This is a genomic window from Streptomyces sp. NPDC002306 (genome assembly GCF_053593435.1).
Genome location: NZ_JBSFCK010000001.1, coordinates 777,947 through 801,413, shown reverse-complemented (window position 1 = coordinate 801,413; position 23,467 = coordinate 777,947). Strand labels below are relative to the sequence as shown.

16 protein-coding genes are annotated in these 23,467 nt (G+C 73.3%); 9 read left to right on the top strand and 7 right to left on the bottom strand.

The features are described from left to right. Positions 1-65: 65 nt before the first annotated feature. Positions 66-1,046 (bottom strand): helix-turn-helix domain-containing protein, encoded by a 981-nt coding sequence (locus ACWCQK_RS03445; protein ID WP_451151366.1) that lies wholly within the window; start codon positions 1,044-1,046, stop codon positions 66-68. Between the two features lie 570 nt (positions 1,047-1,616). On the opposite strand from ACWCQK_RS03445, the gene ACWCQK_RS03440 reads away from it, so the two are divergent. After that, positions 1,617-3,101, top strand: coding sequence for a protein phosphatase 2C domain-containing protein (locus ACWCQK_RS03440; protein WP_451151364.1), 1,485 nt, complete (start codon positions 1,617-1,619; stop codon positions 3,099-3,101). Between the two features lie 71 nt (positions 3,102-3,172). Then, complete coding sequence (locus ACWCQK_RS03435; protein ID WP_451151362.1) at positions 3,173-4,915, top strand: pyruvate dehydrogenase; 1,743 nt, start codon at positions 3,173-3,175, stop codon at positions 4,913-4,915. Positions 4,916-4,922: 7 nt separating this feature from the next. Here the strand turns inward: ACWCQK_RS03435 and ACWCQK_RS03430 are convergent, their stop codons facing one another. After that, positions 4,923-6,287 carry a helix-turn-helix domain-containing protein gene (locus ACWCQK_RS03430; RefSeq protein WP_451151360.1) on the bottom strand — a complete coding sequence of 455 codons (1,365 nt, stop codon included), beginning with the start codon at positions 6,285-6,287 and terminating at the stop codon, positions 4,923-4,925. Between the two features lie 188 nt (positions 6,288-6,475). On the opposite strand from ACWCQK_RS03430, the gene ACWCQK_RS03425 reads away from it, so the two are divergent. Next, the gene (locus ACWCQK_RS03425) at positions 6,476-7,093 is read left to right on the top strand and encodes a hypothetical protein (RefSeq protein ID WP_451151358.1); all 618 of its coding nucleotides are present in this window, start codon (positions 6,476-6,478) and stop codon (positions 7,091-7,093) included. Positions 7,094-7,269: 176 nt separating this feature from the next. Here ACWCQK_RS03425 and ACWCQK_RS03420 read toward each other — a convergent pair whose 3' ends face one another. After that, positions 7,270-10,281: an alpha-mannosidase gene (locus ACWCQK_RS03420; RefSeq protein WP_451151356.1), complete on the bottom strand. Its 3,012-nt coding sequence runs from the start codon at positions 10,279-10,281 to the stop codon at positions 7,270-7,272. Positions 10,282-10,559: 278 nt separating this feature from the next. Here ACWCQK_RS03420 and ACWCQK_RS03415 point away from each other — a divergent pair, with 278 nt between their 5' ends. After that, positions 10,560-10,991 carry an ATP-binding protein gene (locus ACWCQK_RS03415; RefSeq protein ID WP_451151796.1) on the top strand — a complete coding sequence of 144 codons (432 nt, stop codon included), beginning with the start codon at positions 10,560-10,562 and terminating at the stop codon, positions 10,989-10,991. Positions 10,992-11,217: 226 nt separating this feature from the next. Here the strand turns inward: ACWCQK_RS03415 and ACWCQK_RS03410 are convergent, their stop codons facing one another. Further along, on the bottom strand, positions 11,218-12,261 hold the full coding sequence (locus tag ACWCQK_RS03410; protein ID WP_451151354.1) for a DUF2637 domain-containing protein: 1,044 nt from the start codon (positions 12,259-12,261) through the stop codon (positions 11,218-11,220). A gap of 315 nt (positions 12,262-12,576) precedes the next feature. Next, complete coding sequence (locus ACWCQK_RS03405) at positions 12,577-13,410, bottom strand: (2Fe-2S)-binding protein (RefSeq protein ID WP_451151352.1); 834 nt, start codon at positions 13,408-13,410, stop codon at positions 12,577-12,579. A 166-nt stretch (positions 13,411-13,576) separates the two neighbouring features. On the opposite strand from ACWCQK_RS03405, the gene ACWCQK_RS03400 reads away from it, so the two are divergent. Next, on the top strand, positions 13,577-14,398 hold the full coding sequence (locus tag ACWCQK_RS03400; RefSeq protein ID WP_451151350.1) for a GntR family transcriptional regulator: 822 nt from the start codon (positions 13,577-13,579) through the stop codon (positions 14,396-14,398). A 561-nt stretch (positions 14,399-14,959) separates the two neighbouring features. Here ACWCQK_RS03400 and ACWCQK_RS03395 read toward each other — a convergent pair. Both ACWCQK_RS03395 and ACWCQK_RS03390 read right to left on the bottom strand, forming a co-directional pair. After that, positions 14,960-15,739 (bottom strand): hypothetical protein, encoded by a 780-nt coding sequence (locus ACWCQK_RS03395; RefSeq protein ID WP_451151348.1) that lies wholly within the window; start codon positions 15,737-15,739, stop codon positions 14,960-14,962. A 165-nt stretch (positions 15,740-15,904) separates the two neighbouring features. Further along, on the bottom strand, positions 15,905-17,578 hold the full coding sequence (locus tag ACWCQK_RS03390) for a PucR family transcriptional regulator (RefSeq protein WP_451151346.1): 1,674 nt from the start codon (positions 17,576-17,578) through the stop codon (positions 15,905-15,907). Between the two features lie 386 nt (positions 17,579-17,964). Between ACWCQK_RS03390 and ACWCQK_RS03385 the strand changes: the two genes are divergently transcribed. From ACWCQK_RS03385 to ACWCQK_RS03370, 4 genes are all read left to right on the top strand, one after another. Then, positions 17,965-18,864 carry an FAD binding domain-containing protein gene (locus ACWCQK_RS03385; RefSeq protein ID WP_451151344.1) on the top strand — a complete coding sequence of 300 codons (900 nt, stop codon included), beginning with the start codon at positions 17,965-17,967 and terminating at the stop codon, positions 18,862-18,864. Beyond that, on the top strand, positions 18,864-19,436 hold the full coding sequence (locus ACWCQK_RS03380) for a (2Fe-2S)-binding protein (RefSeq protein ID WP_451151342.1): 573 nt from the start codon (positions 18,864-18,866) through the stop codon (positions 19,434-19,436). The genes ACWCQK_RS03385 and ACWCQK_RS03380 overlap by 1 nt, the downstream gene beginning before the upstream one ends. 2 nt (positions 19,437-19,438) lie before the next feature. Beyond that, the gene (locus ACWCQK_RS03375; RefSeq protein WP_451151340.1) at positions 19,439-21,862 is read left to right on the top strand and encodes a xanthine dehydrogenase family protein molybdopterin-binding subunit; all 2,424 of its coding nucleotides are present in this window, start codon (positions 19,439-19,441) and stop codon (positions 21,860-21,862) included. Positions 21,863-21,996: 134 nt separating this feature from the next. Then, positions 21,997-23,454 carry an NCS2 family permease gene (locus ACWCQK_RS03370; RefSeq protein WP_451151338.1) on the top strand — a complete coding sequence of 486 codons (1,458 nt, stop codon included), beginning with the start codon at positions 21,997-21,999 and terminating at the stop codon, positions 23,452-23,454. Positions 23,455-23,467: the final 13 nt, after the last annotated feature.

Genomic DNA, 23,467 nt, shown 5'->3' with positions numbered 1-23,467 from the left:
CCAGCCTGCCTGAGGCCAGGGAGAACCGCAGGTCAGTCGTGCCTGAGCCCGGGGAGAACCGCAGGTCAGTCGCGCGCCACCCAGCCTCGCTCGTAGGCGTGCCAGCCCAGCTGGAGCCGGGTCGTCGCCGCCGTCAGCTCCATCAGCCGCTTCACCCGGCGCTGTACCGTCCGCAGCCCCAGGTCGAGCTGTTTGGCGACGCTCGCGTCGGTCAGCCCCGCCAGCAGCAGGGAGAGGATCTCCAGGTCGACGGCGTCGGGGCCGTCCGGCTGCCGCTCCGTGATCCCGCCCGCCCCGAGCCGCAGCGGCAGCGCGTGCCGCCACACCGACTCGAACAGGCCCGACAGCAGCTCCAGCAGTCCACTGGCGTGCACGACGAGCGCCGCGGGTTCCAGGGCCCGCGCGGTCAGCGGCACCAGGGCGAGGCTGCCGTCGGCGATCACCAGTTTCGTCGGCACCTTGTCCACGACCCGCACCTGTTCGTCGCGGCCCAGCGCGGCGGACAGCTCGGTGATGCCGTGCGGCTGGTCGAGCACCGCCCGCTCGATCACCACGCGGTAGCGGACCCCGCGGTCGGTCGCCTGCTCCTCGGCGTCGTTGTCCATGCCGGTCACGGCGACCGGACGGTCGGTGACCAGCGCGCACACCTCCTCGCTCGCCCCGAGCTGGAGCTGGAGGAAGCGCTGGGCGACGGCGGCCGCGCCGGTCACCACCTCGACCAGGTCGTGCACGGCGGGTTCGGCCGCCGCCGCCCGGTACTCCTCGGCGAGCAGCGCCGCCGCGAGTTCCGCCTTCTCCAGTTCGTGCCGCCGCTGGGTCAGCAGCGCGCCGAGCGCCACCCCGGGCGGGGCGGCGACCCAGCGTCCGGGCCGGCCCGAGGACTGGGCCGCGAGTCCGTGCCGCTCCAGCCGGCGCAGGGCACGCTCCGTGTCGTGCTCCCCGAGCGTCAGCCGGCGGGCCAGATCGGGCACGTCGGCCGCGCCCACGGACACCAGCACGCGGTACGCCGACTCGTGCGTCTCGTCGAGACCTATCGCTCCCAGCATCAGGTGTTCGTCCCCTCCCGAAGACTTCGCGCGAGACACCCCGGATCCGGTGTCTCCGGTTCGTCCGGGCTCTCGCGAGGGGTTCCGGACCCCCGCCCGGGTGCTTCCCGCGGGAAAGCGACCGGTGGTCCGGCGCCTGGCGGAAACCGGCCACGGCGGAAACCCGCCTCGGCACATCATCGCGGTACCACCGCTCACTCTGCCAAGGTGGCGCCACGGCGGTGCGAGAAGATCATCGGACACGGGTGATCTTCAGGGAAGCGGTGCGCACTCCGGCAGGGGCGGGCCGAGGTGCCCGTGCCCGGCTCTCCCGAACGTGGCCCCGGGTCCGGATCGCGCGCGAGCGCTCAGGGGAACCGGCCCCGGGCCACCACACGTCGCCGGGCGGTTCTCCCGTGGGGGGTGGAACCGCCCGGCGGCCTTCACGTACTGATGTTCCCCCTCGTGTTCGAGCAGTGGCCGCCCCACTGTTCGAGTCGCTGTCCGACACGCCGGTCCTCGCGGAGACGCCGCGCGGGATTTTCCCGATGCCCCGTTTTCATCCGGCCCGTGCGGTGGACAATTAGGGGCATGAGCCAGCAGGGGGGAAGGCCGACCGGTCGCGAGGACGACTGGTGGCGGCAGCTGTACGAGAACTCCACCGAGGACACGGGCCCCGCGACGCAGGCGGCCGACTCCCTGGACGACCGGTTCGCCTCGGCCGCGGGGACCTTCGGCGACGGCGGGACCGCGCCCGACGAAGCGGCCGGGCCCGGCGGTCCGCCCCGCCCCCGCGCCTCCCGGGAAGTCCCGCCCGCCGCCGAGGGCACGGCGCCCTTCCCGCCCGGCCCGATGCCGCCGGGCTTCGAACAGCGGACCCCCCGCGACCGTACGAGCTCCACGACCGGCCCCGCCGCGGGAGCCGTTCCGCCCGCCCCCGCGACCCCACCCGCCGTCCCCGCCGTTCCGCCCGCGCCCACGACCGCCCCCGCCGTGCCCGCCGTGCCCGTCGGGCCCCCCGTCCCGCGGACCGGTTCGGAAAGCGCCCCGGAAAGCGTCTCGGAAGGCGCTCTGGAGCCACGTGTGCGCACCGCCACCCACCTCGACCTCTCCACCGTCGGTCACGTCGGCTCCGGCCCGCCCACCTACGACGCCGAACCCACCGCGCTGCCGCCCGCCGATCCCGACGACCTCGACGACCTGGTCGCGGACACCGTGCTCGACGGCGCCCGCTACGGCGTCTGCACCCTGCGCGCGGTGTCCGCGCGCGGCGACTCGGCGCGCTTCCGGGGCGAGCCGCGCCGCGACGCGCTGCTGACCGCGCGCTTCGGCCACGGCGAGACGGCGCTGGTGCTGGTGGCCATGGCGACCGGCGCCCGCGCCACCCCCGGCGCGCACCGGGCGGCCGCCGAGGCCTGCCAGTGGATCGGCCGGGCCGTGGGCCTCAGCCACGCCCGGCTCGCCGCCGACATCCGGGCCGGCCGACGCGGCGACCTCAAGTCCGGACTGCACCGCCTCACCGACCGCAGCCTCGGCAAGCTCCGCGCCAGCGCCGCCGAACAGGGCGTCGAGCCCGACGAGTACGCGGCCGGCCTGCGCTGTCTCCTGCTCCCCGCCGACCCCGGCTGCCGTACGCGCGTCTTCTTCGGCGTCGGCGCGGGCGGCCTGTTCCGGCTGCGCGACGGCGAGTGGCAGGACATCGAACCCCGGGTCACCGACGCCGCGGGCGCCCCCGTGGTCGGCTTCGGCTCACTGCCCGCCGAGACCCCCGAGGGCGACCGGCTCACCATGGACCTGGGCATCCCGACCCCTCCGAGCCCGTACGAACCCGCTCCGGAACCGCCGCGCGAACCCTTCCGCTTCCGCGCCTCGGTAGCCCGACCGGGTGACACGCTGCTGGTGTGCACCGGCGGGCTCGCCGAGCCACTGCGCGGCGAGCCCGAACTCTCCGGATACCTGGGCGGACGGTGGTCGGGCCCGGTGGCGCCCGGCCTCGCCGCCTTCCTCGCCGACACCCTGGTCCGGGTCAAGGGCTACGCGGACGACCGTACGGCGGCCGCCGTCTGGGAGGCGTGACGGCGGCGGCTGTGTCTCCATGGAAGTCGGGCACGAGGCATCCGACGCCGACCGGAGGGCACCCGACCACCATGGCCAAGCAGAACGTCGCCGAACAGTTCGTGGACATCCTCGCCCGCGCCGGGGTCAAACGCCTCTACGGCGTCGTGGGGGACAGCCTCAACCCGGTGGTCGACGCGGTCCGCCGCAACTCCGCCATCGACTGGATCCATGTACGCCACGAGGAGACGGCGGCCTTCGCGGCCGGCGCCGAAGCCCAGATCACCGGGAAACTGGCGGCCTGCGCCGGCTCCTGCGGACCGGGCAACCTGCACCTCATCAACGGCTTGTACGACGCCCACCGTTCCATGGCACCGGTGCTGGCCCTCGCCTCGCAGATCCCCTCCAGCGAGATCGGCCTCGGCTACTTCCAGGAGACCCACCCCGACCAGCTGTTCCGGGAGTGCAGTCACTACAGCGAGCTGATCTCCAACCCGAAGCAGATGCCCCGGCTGCTCCAGACGGCCATCCAGCACGCGATCGGCCTCGGCGGGGTCAGCGTGGTCGCCCTCCCCGGCGACATCGCCGACCAGCCCGCGCCCGAGAAGACCGTCGAGACCGCGCTCGTCACCTCCCGCCCCAGCGTCCGGCCCGGGGACACCGAGATCGACCGGCTGGTCGAGATGATCGACCGGGCCGAGAAGGTCACCCTGTTCTGCGGCAGCGGCACGGCGGGCGCGCACGCCGAGGTCATGGAGTTCGCCGGGAAGATCAAGTCCCCGGTCGGACACGCGCTGCGCGGCAAGGAGTGGATCCAGTACGACAACCCGTACGACGTCGGCATGAGCGGACTGCTCGGCTACGGCGCCGCCTACGAGGCCACCCACGAGTGCGACCTGCTGATCCTGCTCGGCACCGACTTCCCGTACAACGCCTTCCTGCCCGACGACGTGCGGATCGCCCAGGTCGACGTCCGGCCCGAACACCTCGGCCGGCGTTCGAAGCTGGACCTCGCGGTGTGGGGTGACGTGCGCGAGACGCTGCGCTGTCTCATTCCACGGGTGCGCGCCAAGAACAACCGCCGCTTCCTCGACAGGATGCTCAAGAAGCACGCGGACGCGCTGGAAGGGGTCGTCAAGGCGTACACCCGCAAGGTGGAGAAGCACGTCCCGATCCACCCCGAGTACGTGGCCTCCGTACTGGACGAACTGGCGGACGACGACGCGGTCTTCACCGTCGACACCGGCATGTGCAACGTCTGGGCCGCCCGCTACATCTCGCCCAACGGCCGCCGCCGGGTGATCGGTTCCTTCTCCCACGGTTCGATGGCGAACGCGCTGCCGATGGCGATCGGCGCGCAGTTCACCGACCGTGGCCGGCAGGTCGTGTCGATGTCCGGCGACGGTGGATTCGCCATGCTGATGGGCGACTTCCTGACCCTGGTGCAGTACGACCTGCCGGTGAAGGTCGTCCTGTTCAACAACTCGGCCCTCAGCATGGTCGAGCTGGAGATGCTGGTCGCGGGCCTGCCCTCGTACGGCACCACCAACAAGAACCCCGACTTCGCCGCCGTCGCCCGCGCCTGTGGCGCCCACGGGGTGCGGGTGGAGAAGCCCAAGCAGCTCGCCGGCGCCCTGAAGGACGCGTTCCGGCACAAGGGGCCGGCCCTCGTCGACGTCGTCACCGACCCCAACGCCCTGTCCATCCCGCCCAAGATCAGCGCCGAGATGGTGACCGGCTTCGCGCTGTCCGCGTCGAAGATGGTGCTGGACGGCGGCGTCGGCCGGATGGTCCAGATGGCCCGCTCGAACCTGCGCAACATGCCTCGGCCGTAGGGCCTGTTCAGCGGTACGGCGTCCAGGCGCGCGCGGAGGTGTCGTACATGTACCGGGGCAGCCCACCGATGCCGCTGGTGCGGAACGGGCGGCCGTGGTCGTCGATACGGACCGTGCCGGCGCGGCCCTGCGAGGACCAGTCGAGCTCCAGGTACCACTGGCAGTCGCAGGTCTCCGTCCGCGCGGTGACCAGCAGCACCTCCGGGTCCCGTGCCGAGACGCGGAAGGGCAGCTTCACGGCCGGGATCGGTGTGCCCGTGTCGTTGCCGGCGACCGAGCGGGCGACGGGACGGTCCTTGTCCAGGTCGACCGCGAAGTAGCGGGGGCTGATGGAACCGCCGCAGCCCTGGTCCATGGCGTAGGCGGTGCCCCGTGCGGGGGCGGTCCGGCCGACGACTCGCACCCGCAGCGCCTCCAGGACGACGGCCGTGGCGGACCGGCCCTGCACCGAGATCCGCACGTCGGTCTCCCGGCCGTGCACCGCGCCCTGCGTCGCGGCCCAGGTCCCGGCGTCCTGCGCGGCCGGCGGGGGCGGAACCCGGGCCGGGGGCCGGTCGATGACGTAGTCGTGGCCGCACTCCAGCGCCCAGACCTGGGAGTCGACGGTCCAGGCGAGGGGCACGGCGGCACCCGGGGCCGAGCCCGGGCCCGAACGCGGTGCGGACGCTGACGAGGCAGGGCTCTTCGCCGGTGCCTCCGGGGAGGCCGACGTACGGCCGGGCGAGGGGGAGGGGGACCCGGCCTGCGGCGACGGGGAGTTGTGCGTGGCGCCGGGGGACGGGGTCGTGCGGGGCCCGCCCGAGGAGGGGGCGGCGCCGGCCGACGGGGAGCGGTCGTCCGACAGGGCGGACACGCCCAGGGTGACGAGCAGCGCGCAGGCGACGCCCGCGGAGACCATGAGCCGACGGCGGCGGAACCACGGACGGGGGAGCGAGGGAGCCCGGTCCGGGGGCGCCGCCTCCGCCGAGCGGGCCGTCTCCGCCGAAGGCGCCACCTCCGCCGAGGCGGTCCCTCGCGCCGAGGCGACCGCGTCGGTCTCCACGGACGACGCGGGGTGCCCGGAGGGCCGGTCCTCCGACGCCTCGGCGGTGCGGCCGCGTTGCCGTGCCGCCACCGCCGTGAGCCAGCGCCGGTGCAGTTCGAGCCGTTCCTCGGGGGACGCCCCGCAGAAGACCGCGAGCCGTTCCACGGGGGCGAAGTCCACCGGGACCGCCTCCCCGGCGCAGTAGCGGTGCAGCGTGGAGGTGTTCATGCCCAGATGGCGGGCCAGCGAGCCGTAACTCCGGTCGGTACGCCCCTTCAGCTGCCGCAGCAGCGCCGCGAACTCCGCCACGTCGTCCTGCACCGTCACCGTTCCCCCCGTCCCCGTCATCCCAGGCACTCCCTATACCTGCACGTCAGGAGGGATGGGATGGTTCCACCACGGCCGATCGGGTGTCGGCTGTTGCGCCGGGTCGCCGGGACCGCCGATGCTCTTGGTGTCGCACCGACCAGGGCCGGACCGACCAACCGGTGTCGCGGCGACCTTCCACACTCTCGCACTCACTCACGGGGACATCCATGCCCAGACACACCCGAGCGGCCGCCCTCAGCACGCTGGCCGCCGCAGGCCTCGCTCTCTCCGCCGTCCTCGCCGCACCGGCGCAGGCCGCCCCGAAGGCGCCCGGCTTCCTCAGGGCCGCGGACCTGCCGCCGGTGCGCTCGTCGTCCTGGACGGCGGGCAGGGTCACCGCCGGCGTGCCGCGGGTCACGGCCGGGGACACCTGCCTCAGGGCCCTGCCCGGTCACCGGCGGGCCTGGCACCGCGACTTCCGGACCGACCTCGACACGGGAGCCCGCCAGATCACCGTCGTGCTGCCCGACACCCGGTCGGCCCAGCGCCTGGTCTCGGCGCTGAACCGGGACATCCGGTCCTGCCCGGCACGGGCCGAGAGGGCCGACCCGGAGCTCGACGTGACGTTGAGGGACTACGGAAAGCTCCCCGTCGAGGAGGGCGCCCACGTCTACGGCCTGCACACCGAGACCTCCTGGGGCGCGAACGACATCCGGCTGCTCTCGGCCGGCCGGGACGGCCGCACGGTCACGGTCGTGGACTGGGGCCGGCTGGGCGGTTTCGCGGGCGCTCCGGTGAAGGCCTTCAAGAAGACGACGACCACCGCCGTCAACAGGCTGCACTGACCGCACGACCCGGGCCGCCCTCTCGCCACGGGGGTCGGGAGGGCGGCCCCGCGCCTCCGGCACGACCACACGACGACGACCACACGACGTCGATCACACGTCGTCGATCACGACCACGACCACACGACGACTGCATGTCGACGACCACAGTTCGACTCGAAAACGGGGAACACGCCCTACGCCGGTCGCAGCCGCACCGTGAGGATCTGGAACGGCCGCAGCTCGAAGGTCAGGTCGCTCTCGTGCAGCGGCTGTTCCAGCAGGTCGGTCACCTCGGCGCGGCTCACCGGGAACCCGGGTGTCAGCGTGGCCCGCGCCCGCCCGCCCCGGGACTCGTACAGCCGTACCACCACATCCCCGCCGCGGTCCTCCGCCCGCTTCACCGACTCGACGGTCACGGCGGGATGGTCGACGCGGACCAGGGGCTCCACGACCGGTGCCTGCGCCACCCGCAGCGGCAGGTTCAACGCCAGCCCCTCGGCGACCGCGTCCCCGACGTCCGCCCCCGGCAGCAGCGCGTACGTGAAGCGGTGCGCGCCGAGGTCGGTCTCGGGGTCGGGGCTGTGCGGGGCGCGCAACAGCGTCAGGCGTACGGTCGTGCCGAGGCCGCCCTCGTGCGGGGTGCGGGTCACGTCGTGGCCGTACGTCGAGTCGTTGAGGACCGCCACGCCGTAGCCTTCCTCCGCGACCCGCAGCCAGCGGTGCGCGCAGATCTCGAATCGGGCGGCGTCCCAGGACGTGTTGGCGTGGGTGGGACGCTGGACGTGACCGAACTGGATCTCCGCGGCCGACCGTTCGGCGTGCACGTCGACCGGGAAGGCGGCCTTGAGGACCTTCTCGGACTCCTGCCAGTCGACGTCCGTGACGATGTCGACGCGGCGGCTCGCGGCCGTCAGGCGGATCTCCTGGGTGATCCGGGAGCCGCCGAACGTCCGCGTGACCCGCACGCCCGCCCGCAGCGGCCCGTCCTCCACCAGGTCCACCGCGTCGGCGTCCGTCAGGTCCGTGTGCCGGCGCCGGTAGTGCCGGTCGATGTCCCAGGCGTCCCAGGCGTTGGGGTGGTCGGGGTGCAGCTGGAGCAGGTTGCCCGGGCCGCACAGCACCTCCCGGTCGGCCGCCAGGTCCCGTACGGACGCGATCAGCCCGTCGGCGTCGACGCGGACCCGCAGCCACGCGTTCTCCAGCACGATGGTGTCGCCCGCGCGTTCGGCGTGGACGCGCCGGGTCGCCGCCGGCGCCGGGAGCGCCGTGCTCCCGAGCCCCGGCACCGTCACCACGGCGTCCTCGACCACCTCGGTCCGCTCGTACGGCGAGGCGTTGAGCACCGCCCGCCCGCCCGGCCCCAGCGCCCGCACGGCCTCCGCGGTGAGGTCCGCCAGTTCCGCCAGCACGCGCGCGTAGGTGTCCCGGGCCTCCCGGTGCACCCACGCGATCGACGAGCCCGGCAGGATGTCGTGGAACTGGTGCAGCAGCACCGTCTTCCAGAGCCGGTCCAGCGCTTCGTGCGGATAGGCGTACGACGGATTACGCACCGCCGCCGTCGTGCACCACAACTCCGCCTCGCGCAGGGCGTGTTCACTGCGTCGGTTGCCCTGTTTGGTCTTGGCCTGGGTGGTGTAGGTGGCCCGGTGCAGTTCGAGGTACAGCTCGCCGGACCACACCGGCGCCTGCGGTCCGTACTCCTCCTCGGCGGCCGCGAAGAAGGCGGCCGGCCGGTCGATCTCCACCCGGGGCGAGCCCTCCAGCGAGCGCAGCCGCCGTGCCTTCTCCAGCATCTCCCGGGTGGGACCGCCGCCGCCGTCGCCCCAGCCGAACGGGACCAGGGAGCGGGTCGCGCGGCCCTTGTCGGCGAAGTTGCGCTCCGCGTGGGCGAGTTCACGGCCGTGCAACTGGGAGTTGTACGTGTCGACGGGCGGGAAGTGGGTGAAGACGCGGGTGCCGTCGATGCCCTCCCACCAGAACGAGTGGTGGGGCATGCGGTTGGACTGGTTCCAGCTGAGTTTCTGGGTCAGGAACCAGCGGATTCCGGCCAACTTCGCGAGCTGTGGGAAGGCGGCGGTGTAGCCGAAGGAGTCGGGCAGCCAGATCTCCTCGGTCCGCACGCCCAGTTCCTCGGCGAAGAAGCGGCTGCCGTGGACGATCTGCCGGGCCAGCGCCTCGCCGCCCGGCATGTTGGCGTCCGACTCCACCCACATGGAGCCGACCGGCGCCCAGTTGCCGTCCCGCACCGCCTTCCTGACGCGTTCCCAGAGGTGCGGCTGGTGCTCCTTCACCCACGCGTACTGCTGGGCCTGCGAACAGGAGAAGACCAGCTCGGGATAGTCGGCGGCGAGCGCGGTGACGTTGGCGAAGGTGCGGGAGGCCTTGCGGACCGTCTCCCGCAGGGGCCACAGCCACGCCGAGTCGATGTGCGCGTGTCCGGTCGCCGAGACGCGGTGCGCGCTCGCCGACGCCGGACGGGACAGCACGTCGGTGAGGGCGGCACGGGCGGCGGGCGCCGTGCCGGGCACGTCGTGCAGGTCCAGCGTGTCCAGCATGTCCTCCAGGGCACGCAGGATCTCGTGCCGGCGCGGACGGTCCGTCGGCAGCTCGTGCATCAGCTCCGACAGCACCTCGATGTCGAGGACCAACTGCCACACGTGCTCGTCCAGTACAGCGAGTTCGGCAGCGCGGAATCGGTAGAGGGGCTGATCCCCGGCGGTCAGGACGTCTCCGAGGCGGGTCGGTTCGAAGCCGTGCAGCACGGCCGGGTTGGCCGCCGCCTCCAGGAGCAGATGGACCGGTTCGCCGCCCCGCGCGGGGTGGCCGACGGTGAGGTGGCGGTTGCGTGGGTGAATTCCCTTCAGCGGTACTCCGGCGGCGTCGTGGAGCAGTCCCTCCGCCTGGAATCCGGGCCCGTCGCCGGTGAACCCCGGGTCGACGACCGCCTCCACCCGGCGGCCCGCCCACTCCTCGGGGACCTGGCCGGTCAGCCGGAACCAGCTCGTCGACCAGGGCTTTCCCCACCGGGTGCCGACCGCGAAGGGCTCGTAGGCCGCCTGAAGCGCCTGGTCCACGGGCACCGGCTCGCCCGGCACGTGCCACACGGACAGGACCAGTGGCACCCCCGGCCCGTACTGCGCGGGCCGCACGAACTGTCGCAGGGCGCGCTCCAGGCGCGCCTCCACCTGGGTTCGGTCGTCGTGCACGGCGGTCTCCTCGGCGGCTCGGACGGCGGTGTCGGAGGTCCCCTACCCGTCCGGGCGGCCGGGTGGACACCCGGCCCGGCAATTGCCCGGGGCGCCGCGTACATGGCCGAACACCTGGTCGTCGGGGACGCGGCATGACTGGCGCCGTGCCCGTGGGGCATGGATCCCCGTGAACGTGTTCGAGCTGGAGGGGAACCGACATCGGCGCACGGGCGGGGGTCATGAAGAGGCAGGCACGAGGGAGCGGTCCCATGACGGGCGGGGCCACCTCGGCGGACATGGGGGCTGCGGGGGAAGAGGCCGACGGCGCCGGGCAGCGGGCGCCGCAGCCGCAATTGCGGCGAAGACTGGGGCGGGCCGATCTCAGGGAGGTGCCCGAGACCCGTCGGGCGCTGCGCGAACTGTTGCGGCACTGGGGGAAACCGGAGCGGTCGGCGATCGCGGAGCTGCTCACCAGCGAGCTCGTCACCAACGCGCTCGTGCACACCGACCACGAGGCGCTGCTGACCGCGACCGTGGGTCCGGACGGGGTGCGGGTGGAGGTGCGGGACTTCGTGGCCCGCAGGCCCCGGCTGCGGGCGCCGGACACCGACGACGGCACGCACGGCCGGGGGCTGATCCTGGTGCAGTCCCTCGCGGACGCCTGGGGCGTGCGGTCGCACGGGGTGGGCAAGGCGGTGTGGTTCGAGCTCGGCGCGGAGCCGGTGTAGCGCGACACGGGGGCCGGGTGGCCGACGCGTGGGCCGAGTGGTCCGACGCGTGGGCCGAGTGGTCCGACGCGGGAGCCGGGTGGTCCGACGCGGGACCGGCCGGTCCGACGTGCCGGGCGCGGGTTTCGTGACGTGTGACGCGTGTTCATGACGAACGAACGGGAGGGGGGTGCGGCTCGCCGGAGCCGTACCCCCCTCCCGTGGTGCCCGCCACCGGGCCGTCGGCTCAGCCGAACTGCTGTTCCAGGTCCTTGAGCTTGCGCTCGAGGGAGTCGAGCCGCGGCAGGGCCATGGTGTCGTCCTCGGCCGTCAGGTCGACGGTGATCGGGTCAGTACCGGTCCGGACGGGCTGGAGGGACGGACGTGAGCGCACGGGCAGCTCCAGCTCCGGTGTCGATATGGCAGGCTCCGCGGCGGCGCGCTCGGGACCCCGCTCCAGGGCCTGCGCCTCCAGCTGGCGGCCGCCCCGCCCGGCGAACCCGCGGTGGCCCCGGCTGATCGCCTTGAGCTGCGCGCGCTCCACCCGCTCCTTGTCGCGCCGCAGCAGCCGGGCCGCTTCCTTCTGGCGCTTGTCCTCGCGTACCTCGTCGACCGCCTCGTCCAGGCTGCGCACACCCTCCAGCAGCATCAGCGACCAGGCGCCGTACGTCTCGCGCGGCGCCCGCAGCCAGCGGACGATACGGATCTGCGGCAGCGGACGCGGCACCAGACCCTGCTCGCGCAGCGCGGCCCGGCGGGTCTGCTTCAGCGCGCGGTCGAACAGGACCGCCGCGGACAGGGACATGCCGGAGAAGAACTGGGGCGCGCCGTCGTGGCCTATGCCCCGGGGGGCGTGCACCCAGTTGAACCAGGCGGCGGCACCCGCGAACGTCCACACGAGTATGCGGGAGCCGAGGGCCGCGTCACCGTGGCTGGCCTCGCGGACCGCGAGCACGGAGCAGAACATGGCCGCACCGTCCAGCCCGAACGGCACCAGGTACTCCCAGCCGCCGGAGAGGCCGAGGTTCTGCTCACCGAATCCCACCAGGCCGTGGAAGGAGAGCGCGGCGGCCACGGCCGCACAGCAGAACAGAAGGACGTAGGAGGCCGTGCCGTATATGGCCTCCTTGCGCCTGCGGCGCTCTTCGCTGCGCTCCCACGAGTCGTCCGCGCTCGTGTCCTTCCCCGAGGAGCGCTTACCGCGCGCGAGCACCGCAACCGCCGCCAGCATGCCCAGGAGCAGTACGGCGCCGGGAAGCAGCCAGTTCAGCGATATGTCGGTCAGTCTCATCTGGGGTCCCTTGCATTGGGATAGGGCGTAACGCCCGCCATGGTGGCCCAATTCCACCGGCCCTCAGGGGGTTTCGGGGCAAGAGGCCGCCAAGGAAGTGCAAGGGGATGCCCAGGGCGACGTTCTGCTCGAACTGCCGCGTGAGGGGCGGGAGTTGAGTTCGAATAAGACTACCCGTACGGGTGGTTCCACGGAAAGTTCCTGCGGCAAGTGAGGAAGTTGTGAATTGCCTGTAACCGTAGGGAGGAAGCCGGGACCGCGGATGATCTTACGGCACACGAGAGCGTGTTCCGTCCGCCCGGCGGTGACGCGGGCTCAACTCGCAGCGACGGCCGTCAGCTTGGTGATCCGGTCCGTGTCGCAGGTGCGCGGGCAGGTGGCGCAGGTGTCGTCCGGGTCCAGGGTGTAGGACATGCAGCAGCTCGCCCGGTCCCGGGTGGGCAGCGGCTCGCCGTCCGGACCGGTCAGCTCGCGGAAGGCGGCCGAGCCGACGTACGGCTTGGTCGCGCCCGGCAGCAGCCGCTCCAGCTCGCGCGTCGCGCGCGGCTTCTCGTCGAGCAGTTCGGCGATGTACCAGAGGCCCTCGACGACCTCGTCGGTCACCATGCCCCACAGTGCGCGCCCGCGCCGCCGCATGCGGGGCCCGAACCCGGCGAGCACGGGCTCCATGTGCTCGGCGACCGCCGCGCGCACCTCCGCGCGCAGGGCCTCCTCGTCGGCGACGACCCGGGCGCCGGGCAGTGCCGCCGCGGGATCGCCCGGCAGGCAGGCGAAGGAGGTGACGCGGACGGCCGCGCGGCCGGCGACCCGGTCGTACGAGACATGCGTCACGGGCAGGCGCGGCACCCGCCGGTGCAGGAACCACGGGACGGTGATCAGGAGGCACACGGGCCACGCGTACCGGTGCAGTCCGAAGCTCGCCACGACGTCCGGGCGGGCCCGCTGTCCGTAGTCCCGCAGCACCTGGGCGTCGTCCCAGGCGAGGAAGTCCTCCAGCCCCGGGCCGCCGTCCGCGAGCGCGGCGGAGCCGACCCAGCCGCCGCCCTCGGGGGCGGGCTCGCCGGCGCCCAGCTCGATGACGGCCAGGTCCGCGTAGGCCTCGGTGAGGCGGGTGTACGCGTCCGTGACGGCCGACGTGGGCAGGGGCATTCCGGGACCACCGATCCACGGTCGACTACGGATGGTTAGAGGTAAGGCTTACCTTACCCTGCGTGCCCGGGATTTGAACGGGGCGGTTCTGCGCCTAAGGTGCTTGACGGACGAGTAACAACCCGTCGTAATGACCCCAAGTACCGACAAGCCCGGAGGAGGGCCCGTGGAGCGGAGCGCGCAGGGCCCCGTCCGGACGGGGGACGAGTCGCGTCCCGGACAGCCCCGGGTGCCGGAGCAGCCGAGGGCCGCGGACCGCGGCCGCGCATGGGGGGCACCCGCACCGTCGGCCGGCGTGGCCCGTGGCGAGCACACCCACAGCGAGCAGCCGATCCCCCGGCCGCGCGCCGCCGGCCCGCGCCCCGTCGTCCAGCGGTCCTCGGTGCGGGGGCAGATCGTCGACGCGCTGCGCACGGCGCTGGCGACGGGCGAGCTGGCGCCGGGCGAGGTGTACTCGGCGCCCGCGCTGGGCGAACGCTTCGGGGTCTCGGCGACGCCGGTACGCGAGGCCATGCAACAGCTCGCGCTGGAGGGGGCCGTCGAGGTCGTCCCCAACCGCGGCTTCCGGGTGATCCGGCGCGACCCGCGCGAACTGGCCGAACTCGCCGAGATCAGGGGGCTGATCGAGGTCCCGGTGATGCTGCGCCTCGCCCGCGCGGTGCCGGCCGCCCGGTGGGCGGAGCTGCGCCCCTTCGCCGAGGCGACGGTACGGGCCGCGTCGGGCGACTGCCCCGCCACGTACGCCGAGTCCGACCGCGTCTTCCACCGCGCGGTGCTGTCCCTGGCGGGCAACGAACAGCTGCTCCGCATCACCGACGACCTGTATCGCCGCGCGCAGTGGCCGCTCGTCAGGGGACCGGCGCGGCAGCGGCGCGCGGAGCTGGCGGCGGACGCGGCGGAGCACGTGGCACTGCTGGAGGCGCTCACCGCGCAGGACCTGGACGAGGTCCGCTCCCTGGTCCGCGGACACTTCGCCTGCACTCCCTGACCCGGAGTCGAACCACGACGGCGGCCCGGCCGCGGTCCGCCCCGCCGCCCCAGCGGCACGGCTCCCCGCCGATCGACCACCGTCGTCACGCGGGGAGCACCCCTGCACTCGGCCCGCGACCGGCCGACGCTGGACCCCGTTGAGGCCGGGGCATGACCGCCCACCGGTCGGCCGCCGACCGCCTGCCGATGGTCCCCCGCCGTTCTCGCGGGCGCGACCGCCGGCCGGCCGGCCCCGCCGCCCCGCCGACGGGACCGCCTGGTCCGCCCGCGATCGGCCGCTGATGTCCCCTCGCTGTCGGCGGCGGCGCGACCGGCTGTTGGCGGCCTCCGCCGCACCGTTCGGCGGGACCGCTGGTCCGCCAGCGGCCGGCCGTTGATGTCCCCCCGTTGTCGTGGCGGCGCGACCGGCTGTTGGCGGCCCCAGCCGCTGTGCCGTCGGCGGGACCGCCCATCGGCCGGTTCTCGACCGGCCGTTGAGGGTTCCCGCTGCCTCAGCGGCGCGGTCCGCCGGTCGGGAGCCCCGCCGTCCGCGCCGTGGGGACGGTCGGCGGGGGCCTCGTCACGCCGTCGCCGCCGGTGGCGGTGCGGACAGTTGGTGGGACAGCCAGGTGGGGACGCCGCCGAGGAGGCGGTAGAGGCGGCGGGCCTCCTCGCGCAGGCGGGAGGCCTCCGGTTCCGTCTCCGCGTCCGCCAGCGACGCCAGCGCGGGGGCCGTGCCGACGAGGTAGCCCAACTCCTCGCGGATCCGGAGGGATTCGGCGAAGCCGTGGCGCGCCTCGGCCAGTTCGCCGTCCCGCAGGGCGAGGCCCGCGAGGTGGCGCCAGGTGAAGGACAGCAGCAGCGCGTCGGAGTGCGCGGCGGCACCCGCGTGGGCCCGGCGGTAGGCCGCCCGCGCCGCCTGCGGCGAACGGGACAGGTTCTCGGCGAGCAGCCCGCGCCGGAAGTCCAGCAGCGCCCGCGCGGCCGCCCCCGGGGCGATCAGCGCCGCCGCCCGCCCCAGCGCGGCCCGCGCCTCGTCGGCCCGGTCGCGCACCCCGTGCAGCGTGGCCGCGTAGGCGAGTTGCCCGCGTTCGCAGGCGGCCGCGCCGCGCTCCTCGTCACCCGCCGCCAGCGCCTCCGCCGTACGCAGCGCGTCCTCGGCGTCCTGCCAGCCCTGCTCGGTGTACAGACACCGTTCGACCAGCAGGCCGGCCCGCTGGAGCGCGGCGGCGGCGGTGTCCGGCGGCAGCAGGGCCGCCGCGTCGGCCCAGCAGGCGCGTGAGCGCAATCGCCATACCGCGGTCTGGAGAGGATCGTCACCAGCGGTCGTTCCGTTACCAGACATGGCGGTATGCGCCACGTTGCCCTCCCCGAGCACGCCATCGAGCCTTGAGTGGTGGCGGCATTCCAGCACCAATTCCCCGGCCTGGCCAAGGGGGTAGGTGAAGGATTTCACAAAGTCGTCGGCAGGGAGGACACTTGATGCCCTTCCGTCCCGCTGTACGCCGCCCTCCGCCCGCTGACCTCAGCTCATGCGCAGCGCCAGGAAGAAGTCCAGCTTGTCCTCGAGCCGGGACAGATCACGACCCGTCAACTGCTCGATCCGTCCGACCCGGTAACGCAGCGTGTTGACGTGCAGGTGCAGCCGTGAGGCGCAGCGGGTCCAGGAGCCGTCGCTCTCCAGGAAGGCCTCCAGGGTGGGGATCAGCTCGGCGCGATGGCGCCGGTCGTACTCGCGCAGCGGGTCCAGGAGCCGGGCGGTGAAGGCCCGGCGGACGTCGTCCGGCACGAACGGCAGCAGCAGCACGTGCGAGGCCAGTTCCTGGTGGCCCGCCGCGCAGACCCGGCCGGGCCGCGCCGCCGCCACCCGGCGGGCGTGCCGGGCCTCCTCCAGCGCCCCGCGCAGCCCTTCCGCCGAGTGCACGGACGCGCTGAAGCCGAGCGTGAGCCGCCCGTCCTCGTCGAGCCCGGCCGTCAGCGGGTCCCGTACGGACTGTAGGAGCGCGTCGGCGAGGATCCCGGCCTCCGAGCCGTCGTGCTCGCTGGAGACGGCCGGCAGGGGTACGAGCGCGATCGCCTCGTCGCCCGTGTGGGCGACGGCGATGCGGTCGGAGGGCTCGGGACCGGTGGCGAGCGGGTCGACCAGGATCTCCTCCAGGAGCGCCTGGGCGACCGGACCGCCCTCGACCGTGCCGCCCTCCCACTCGACCCGGGCCACGACCACCTGCCAGTGCGGGGCCGCTCCCAGGCCGGGCAGCAGCACCGGCGCCGCGACCCGCAGCCGCGCCGCGATCTCGGCCGGCGCGGCGCCCGCCTGGACGAGTTCGAGGATCTCCTGCGCCAGTCGCCGCCGGACCGCGCGCGCCGCGTCCCGCCGGTCCCGCTCCACCGCGATCAGCTGGGTGACGCCCTGGAGCAGGTCGAGCCGCTCCTCGGGCCAGTCCCCGGCGTCCGCCTCCACCGCCAGCACCCAGTCGGACAGCACGGTCTCGCGCACGTCCCGTGAGCCCTGCGCGGCACGGCCGCCGCCGCGGATCGAGAACAGTGAGTACGTGGCGGAGCCGAGCGTCACCCGGTGCGGCTCGCGCCGGCCGGCGCGGGTCGCGTTCAGGTGTTCGGCGGCGAGCGCCGCGCACACCTCGGGGGGCAGCGCGGGGCCCGCCAGCTTCGAGTCAGAGATGAGCCGTCCGGCGGAGGAGAGCACCCAGGCCCTCAGGTCCAGGTCGGTGCCGAGCAGGTCCAGCACCACGTCGGGGCCGCCCCCCGCCGGCCCCGAGGTCATCAGCCGGCGGTGCCGGTCGACCACGGCCGCGAGGTCCCCGGCACGCTCGCCGGACACCTGCCGCACCACGTGCTCGGTGATCGTCGCGAACGCCACCGACTCGTGCACCGCGAACAGCGGCAGCCGGTGCCGGGCGCAGGCCACCACCAGGTCCTCCGGCACGAATCCGAACTCGGCCGTACCGGCGGCGACGCCCGCCACCCCGGCGCCCGCCAGGGCCCGTACGAACGGCTCGGAGTCCTCGGCGTCCCGGCGCCAGGCCAGCCCCGTCAGCACCAGCTCACCGCCCGCCAGATAGCGGCTGGGGTCCTTGAGGTCGGTGGTCATCACGCCGCGTACGGCGCGGTCCAGCTCGTCCTCGCCGCCGAGCAGCCGCAGACCCAGCGCATCGGTGTCCAGCAGTGCGCGCAGCCGCATTCTCGTCGCCGCCGTTCTTTGTCTCGAAATCTACGATGAGTCGTGAAGGGTCCTGTGGTGAGGGGACCCGCGAGCGGGTTCTCGACGCGGGAGGCCGCCCGTCCGGGAGCGACCGGGCCGGGTCTCACGTTTCCACAGGAGAACCAGGAGGTTGCTGAGGACCTCCGTTCATACGAATCTACAAGATGCCCGCGTTGGCCAGCCAACTCCTTCATGGTTTCGGTGACTGACCCCGTCGGAGTACAGCGCGGTGTACTGAGCCCACTCTGCGTAAACAGCACATGAACGAGCCGGGGCCGCCGCACCCGATCCGGCTCGATCCGGACGCCCCGGCCGACCGTCCCGGTCGGCCCGGACGACTCACGAGACGAAGAAGAGAGCCGGTCATGGACTTCCTTCGCCCCGCCAGCTGGCAGGAGGCGCTCGCCGCCAAGGCCGAGCACCCCACCGCTGTGCCGATCGCGGGCGGCACCGATGTGATGGTCGAGATCAACTTCGACCATCGCCGGCCCGAGTACCTGCTCGACCTGAACCGGATCGACGACCTCCTCGCCTGGGAGGTGGGCGAGGAGAGTGTGCGGCTGGGCGCCTCCGTCCCGTACTCGAAGATCATGGAGAACCTGCGCGGCGAGCTGCCGGGCCTGGCCCTCGCCTCGCACACGGTCGCCTCGCCGCAGATCCGCAACCGCGGCGGCGTCGGCGGCAACCTGGGCACCGCCTCCCCGGCCGGTGACGCCCACCCCGCCCTGCTCGCGGCGGGCGCCGAGGTCGAGGTGGAGTCGGTGCGCGGCACGCGCCTGATCCCGATCGACGCCTTCTACACCGGTGTGAAGCGCAACGCGCTCGCCCCCGACGAGCTGATCCGCGCCGTCCACGTCAAGAAGGCCGACGGCCCGCAGCAGTACTCCAAGGTCGGCACCCGCAACGCCATGGTCATCGCGGTCTGCGCCTTCGGCCTCGCCCTGCACCCCCGTACCCGTACGGTCCGCACCGGCATCGGCTCCGCGGCCCCCACTCCCGTCCGGGCGAGGACAGCGGAGGAGTTCCTGAACGCGGCGCTCGACGAGGGCGGCTTCTGGGACAACGGAAAGATCATCACCCCGTCGGTCGCCCGGCAGTTCGCGGACCTCTGCGCCGCCGCGTGCAACCCGATCGACGACGTCCGAGGCACCGCGAGCTACCGCCGCCACGCGGTCGGCGTGATGGCCCGGCGCACGCTGAGCTGGACCTGGGAGTCGTACCGAGGCACCGGCGGCCGGACGCATCAGAAGGGGAGTGCCGCGTAATGCGCGTCAATTTCACGGTCAACGGCCGTCCACAGGAAGCCGACGACGTCTGGGAGGGCGAGTCCCTGCTGTACGTGCTGCGCGAACGCCTGGGCCTGCCCGGCTCCAAGAACGCCTGCGAGCAGGGCGAGTGCGGCTCCTGCACGGTCCGCCTGGACGGCGTGCCGGTCTGCGCGTGCCTGATCGCGGCGGGTCAGGTCGAGGGCCGCGAGGTCGTCACGGTCGAGGGCCTCGCGGACCACGCCCGGCGGCGCTCCGGCGGAACCGGCGCGGGCGGCACCTCCCTCGACGCGGCCCGGGGGTGGGCCGCCAAGGGCACCGACTCCCTGACCGGCGAAGGCGCCGGACTCTCCCCGGTCCAGCAGGCGTTCATCGACGCCGGCGCCGTCCAGTGCGGCTTCTGCACCCCCGGCCTGCTGGTCGCGGCCGACGAGATGCTGGAGCACAACCCCGACCCGAGCGACGCGGACATCCGCGAGGCGCTGTCGGGCAACCTGTGCCGCTGCACCGGCTACGAGAAGATCATGGACGCGGTCCGCCTGGCGGCCGCCCGGCAGGCAGAGGAGGTGTGACCGTGTCCTCCACCGAGCGTTCGACCTCGCTGAAGCAGACCGGTGCCCCGGTCGGCACCCCCACCGGGCTCACCCAGGGCGCCCCGGCCAAGGGCGGCATCGGCGAGTCCACACTGCGCCCCGACGGCATCCTGAAGGTCACCGGCGAGTTCGCGTACTCGTCCGACATGTGGCACGAGGACATGCTCTGGGGCCAGATCCTGCGCTCCCCGGTCGCGCACGCCGAGATCGTCTCGATCGACATCGGCGAGGCCCTCGCCCAGCCCGGCGTCCACGCCGTCATGACCTACGACGACCTGCCGACCGACGTGAGGAACTACGGCCTGGAGATCCAGGACACGCCGGTCCTCGCGCACGGCAAGGTACGCCACCACGGCGAGCCGGTCGCGATCGTCGCCGCCGACCACCCGGAGACCGCGCGCCGCGCCGCCGCCAAGATCAAGGTGGAGTACCGCGAACTCCCGGTCGTCACCGACGAGGCGTCCGCGACCGCGCCGGACGCGATCCTCGTCCACGAGGACCGCGACGACCACCACATCGGGCACGTCCCGCACCCCAACATCGTCCACCGCCAGCCGATCGTCCGCGGCGACGTCGAAGCGGCCGCGCGCAAGGCCGACTTCGTCGTCCGGGGCGAGTACACCTTCGGCATGCAGGACCAGGCCTTCCTCGGCCCCGAGTCCGGCCTCGCCGTGCCGGCCGAGGACGGCGGCGTCGACCTCTACGTCGCCACCCAGTGGCTGCACTCCGACCTGCGCCAGATCGCGCCCGTGCTCGGCCTGCCCGAGGACAAGGTCCGGATGACGCTGTCCGGCGTCGGCGGTGCCTTCGGCGGCCGGGAGGACCTGTCGATGCAGATCCACGCCTGCCTGCTGGCGCTGCGCACCGGCAAGCCCGTCAAGATCGTCTACAACCGCTTCGAGTCCTTCTTCGGACACGTCCACCGCCACCCCGCGAAGCTCTTCTACGAGCACGGGGCGACCAAGGACGGCAAGCTCACCCACCTGAAGGCGCGGATCGTCCTGGACGGCGGCGCCTACGCGTCGGCGTCGCCGGCGGTCGTCGGCAACGCCTCCTCGCTGGGCGCGGGACCGTACGTCGTCGACGACGTCGACATCGAGGCCATCGCCCTCTACACCAACAACCCGCCGTGCGGCGCCATGCGCGGCTTCGGCGCGGTCCAGGCGTGCTTCGCCTACGAGGCCCAGATGGACAAGCTCGCCGACAAGGTGGGCATGGACCGGGTCGCGTTCCGTCAGCTGAACGCGATGTCGCAGGGCGCGCTCCTGCCGACCGGGCAGCGGGTCGACTCCCCGGCCCCGGTCGCCGAACTCCTGCGCCGGGTCAAGGCGATGCCGCTGCCGCCGGAGTGCCAGTGGGAGAGCAGCGAGGGCGCGGACGTACGCCAGCTGCCCGGCGGCCTGTCCAACACCACGCACGGCGAAGGCGTCGTACGGGGCGTCGGCTACGCGGTCGGCATCAAGAACGTCGGCTTCTCCGAGGGCTTCGACGACTACTCGACGGCCAAGGTCCGGATGGAGGTCGTCGGCGGCGAGCCCGTCGCCACCGTGCACACCGCGATGGCGGAGGTCGGCCAGGGCGGTGTCACCGTGCACGCCCAGATCGCCCGCACCGAGCTGGGCGTCACCCAGGTGACGATCCAGCCGGCGGACACCCAGGTGGGCAGCGCCGGTTCGACCTCGGCCTCGCGGCAGACGTACGTCACCGGCGGCGCCGTCAAGAACTCCTGCGAACTGGTCCGGGAGAAGGTCCTGGAGCTGGGCCGCCGCAAGTTCGGCACCTACCACCCCGCCTGGGCCGGCGCCGAACTCCTGCTGGAGAACGGCAAGGTCGTCACCGACGGCGGCGAGGTCCTCGCGAACCTGGCGGACGTCCTGGAGGACGAGGCCGTCGAGGTCGAGGCCGAGTGGCGGCACCGCCCGACCGAGCCCTTCGACCTGCGCACCGGTCAGGGCGACGGCCATGTCCAGTACAGCTTCGCCGCGCACCGCGCCGTGGTCGAGGTCGACACCGAACTCGGCCTGGTCAAGGTCGTCGAACTGGCCTGCGCCCAGGACGTCGGCAAGGCGCTCAACCCGCTGTCCGTCATCGGCCAGATCCAGGGCGGTACGACCCAGGGTCTCGGCATGGCGGTCATGGAGGAGATCATCGTCGACCCGAAGACGGCGAAGGTCAGGAACCCCTCCTTCACGGACTACCTGATCCCCACCATCCTCGACACGCCGACCATCCCGGTCGACGTGCTCGAACTCGCCGACGAGCACGCCCCGTACGGGCTGCGCGGCGTCGGCGAGGCCCCGACCCTGTCGTCCACCCCGGCGGTCCTCGCGGCCATCCGGAACGCGACGGGTCTGGAGCTCGACCGGACGCCGGTACGCCCGGAGCACCTCACCGGAACCGCGTAGCCCTACACAGGGCCGACGTCCGCGGCACACCCAGCAGTTCGTCTCGGGCCGTCCCCCGGGTCGTGCACCTTCCCAAAACCCGCGCCCGCCACGGCGGTCGCGCGGGTGCCCCTATGAACCTTGGGAGACGGCCCATGACCCAGCAGTCAGTGGAGCCCAGGACCACCGCGCAAGAGGCGGGTGCGGGCAGCCGCGTCCCGGCCGGCCGGTCCTGGCTCGACCGCTACTTTCACATATCCCGGCGGGGATCCACGCTCGCCCGCGAAGTGCGCGGCGGCGTCACCACCTTCATGGCGATGGCGTACATCCTGCTGCTCAACCCCCTGATCCTGTCCGGCAAGGACGCGGCGGGGGACACGCTCGGGCAGCAGCCGCTGATCACCGCCACCGCGTTCGCGGCGGCCCTGAGCACGCTGCTCATGGGCTTCCTCGGCAAGGTGCCGCTCGCCCTGGCCGCCGGACTCTCCGTGTCCGGTGTGCTGTCCTCGCAGGTCGCCCCGCAGATGACCTGGCCGCAGGCCATGGGTATGTGCGTGCTCTACGGCGTGGTCATCATGCTCCTGGTCGTCACCGGCCTCCGCGAGAAGATCATGAACGCGATCCCGCAGGCCCTCAAGCACGCGATCACCATGGGCATCGGCCTGTTCGTCGCCCTGATCGGCTTCTACAAGGCCGGGTTCGTGCACCGGGGCGAGGCGACCCCGGTCACCCTCGGCCCGGCCGGTGAACTCGCCGGCTGGCCGGTCCTGCTCTTCGCCGCGACCCTGCTGGCCGTCTTCATGCTCCAGGCCCGCGGGGTGCCCGGCGCGATCCTGATCGGCATCGTCGGCGGCACCGTCCTCGCCGTGGCCCTCAACGCGTTCGGCGTCATCGACCCGAAGCAGTGGGCGAGCGGCGCACCCGAACTGCACGGCGGCGCGGTGTCGATGCCGGACTTCTCGCTCTTCGGGAAGGTCGAGTTCGGCGGCTGGGACCAGGTCGGCGCGATGACCGTCGGCATGATCGTCTTCACGCTCGTGCTGGCCGGCTTCTTCGACGCGATGGCGACGATCATCGGGGTCGGCACCGAGGCCGGGCTCGCCGACGGACAGGGCCGGATGCCGGGCCTGTCCAAGGCGCTGTTCGTCGACGGCGCGGGCGGCGCGATCGGCGGTGTCGCCGGAGCGTCCGGCCAGACCGTGTTCGTGGAGTCGGCGACGGGCGTCGGCGAGGGAGCCCGCACGGGCCTGTCGTCCGTGGTCACCGGACTCTTCTTCGCGGCCTGCCTGTTCTTCACCCCGCTGACGGCGATCGTCCCCGGCGAGGTCGCCGCGGCGGCCCTGGTCGTCATCGGCGCCATGATGATGTCGAACGCCCGCCATGTGGACTGGGCCGACCGCGCCACCGCGATCCCGGTCTTCCTCACCGTCGTGGTCATGCCGTTCACGTACTCCATCACCGCGGGCGTCGCGGCCGGAGTCATCAGCTACGTCGCCCTCCGCATCGCCCAGGGCAAGGCCCGGGAGACCGGGGCCTTCATGTGGGGCCTGACCGTCATCTTCCTCGTCTACTACGCCCTCCACCCGATCGAGGGGTGGCTCGGCGTGCGCTGAGCCCGCCGCCGGA